The organism is Ferroplasma sp. (assembly GCF_037442045.1).
GTDB lineage: Archaea > Thermoplasmatota > Thermoplasmata > Thermoplasmatales > Thermoplasmataceae > Ferroplasma.
Window position 1 is genome coordinate 1 of record NZ_JBBIRC010000087.1, and the last position, 1,849, is coordinate 1,849.

The 1,849-nt window shown below is 32.7% G+C and carries 3 protein-coding genes; 1 reads left to right on the plus strand and 2 read right to left on the minus strand.

Features of this window, described 5'->3' with window-relative positions:
• Positions 1 to 22 precede the first annotated feature (22 nt).
• Together WKI77_RS07555 and WKI77_RS07560 are read right to left on the minus strand one after the other, a co-directional pair.
• A complete protein-coding gene (locus WKI77_RS07555) occupies positions 23 to 580 on the minus strand; it encodes a CDP-2,3-bis-(O-geranylgeranyl)-sn-glycerol synthase (RefSeq protein WP_337861213.1) in 558 nt (185 codons plus the stop codon).
• Positions 573 to 1,151, minus strand: coding sequence for a CBS domain-containing protein (locus tag WKI77_RS07560; protein WP_337861214.1), 579 nt, complete (start codon positions 1,149 to 1,151; stop codon positions 573 to 575). The genes WKI77_RS07555 and WKI77_RS07560 overlap by 8 nt, the downstream gene beginning before the upstream one ends.
• Positions 1,152 to 1,245: 94 nt before the next feature.
• Between WKI77_RS07560 and tmk the strand changes: the two genes are divergently transcribed.
• On the plus strand, positions 1,246 to 1,849 hold a 604-nt coding region (gene tmk / locus WKI77_RS07565), incomplete at its 3' end, for a dTMP kinase (RefSeq protein ID WP_337861215.1).

Here is a 1,849-nt window from a genome sequence, read left to right on the forward strand (position 1 = left end):
TTTCTAACAGCAATTACCATTTTTACCATGGAACATCCTTCATTTTAAATTTATATGCTAGTATATTTACTCCCCTGTGTATTGGCGGCGTTATTATTAATATTACTGCTACTGGAATAAGGTCTCCGTAAATTTCCATAAAAAATCCTCTTGCAAATATAAAAACCATAAGAAATGATACCATGACAAAGGGCCACTGATCCAGTATTGATCCTTTTGCACCGCGTTTCATGCCTATTCTTCTTTTTATGAATGAACCAGTTATGTCTCCAGCAAGTGATCCAAAGCTCATTGGTATGAGAACAAATATTGCTGCTATCAGAGTTTTTCCATAATCAGGATAAGGAATTTTTAATGCAATAACAATATAATAAATTATAATTCCAGAAAGTATGCCTATTAGAGAACCTCCAATAAATCCTGACCAGGACTTGCCATCGCCAAATATCCGTTTTCCGTGGTATGTTTTACCTTTATCTATAATAAAATGCCCGCCAGTTATAACTGCCCCAGGATTGGCTATAAACGCCGGAAGAAATAGAATAATCCCATAAATTGAGAATAGAATTATATTAACCATAAGTTTCAACTGCCTTGAGTACGTCTGCCTTTGTTATTATTCCCTTAAGCTCTGTCCCGTCAACTATAAGAACGGCATTTGAATATTTTAAAAGTGGGTATATCATTGAAATTGGACTGTTTTTATCAAGCTGTGGAAGGACATTGCCCATAACTTTCTTGATTATTAAATGTTTAAGTGATTCGATGCTTGTGCCTTTTATCAACATATCATTTATATTAGATTCAGTAATTGTGCCTATAATTCTTTTATCGGATGTTACAACAGGCAACTGCGAGTATCCTTTTTCCCTCATTTTATTCAGTGCTGAAATTATAGAATCGTTCATTTCACATGTATCTACATCCTTTGTCATAATAAGCTCAGCTTTTATGTCTATATCCTTGGCGCGGTTTCCTGAACTGTTAAGGTATTCAAAAATTTTCCTGACCTTGTCATATGCAGGATTTATTTCACCTTTTTCAAGCCTGGCAATATATGACTGGCTTACACCGCTTATGCGTGCCAGTTCCTTCTGGCTTATACCCAGTGATTTCCGCATTTTCCTTAATTCTTCAATACTCGGAAGCATTTATTCTAAATAATTAATTACTATTAATAATTATTTAATCCCTGATAACATTTTTTATAAATAATAATTTATAACCATTAATTATAACCTTTTAATGTTCATTACAGTAGAAGGCATTGATGGCTCCGGAAAAACTACACTTGTAAACTCTTTGAAAGCAAAACTGGATATGTTTCATTTTACCAGAGAGCCAACGGATAAATTTGAATTTGCAAAGCTTAAAACCTTAAGCAATCAATATAACTCATTTTATAATTTTTTCCTGTTTACATATGACAGGCTTGAACATCAGGAAGAAATAAATCAGTACGAATATGTTTTATGCGACCGGTATATTGTATCCTCAATAGCATATGAAGGGCCTATGCTTGAAAAATTTTTTGGCAGTAAGGAAGAAACTATTAAATGGATGATGAATGTATCGAAAATGCTGAAAATTCCAGATGCAATAATATATCTTGATGTATCCCTCCCAGTTGCACTCAAAAGAATAAAAGATGGAAGAAAGGGATTAAATTTTAGGGGCAAACAACTTTCAAAACTTGAAGATCCTGATAATTTGGATACAATAAAAAAGTATTATGATTATTTCTTTGACAGGATAGATATCTTTGTTCAAAAAGAAGTAAAAATTTTAAAAATAGATGCAAATCAAAGCCAGAGTAACGTTATCAGTAGTGCAGAAGAAATGATAAAAA

Excerpts from the sequence above, each read along its gene's own strand:
- WKI77_RS07555 (WP_337861213.1), bottom strand. The coding sequence starts at position 580 with ATGGTTAATATAATTCTATTCTCAATTTATGGGATTATTCTATTTCTT.
- WKI77_RS07560 (WP_337861214.1), bottom strand. The coding sequence starts at position 1,151 with ATGCTTCCGAGTATTGAAGAATTAAGGAAAATGCGGAAATCACTGGGT.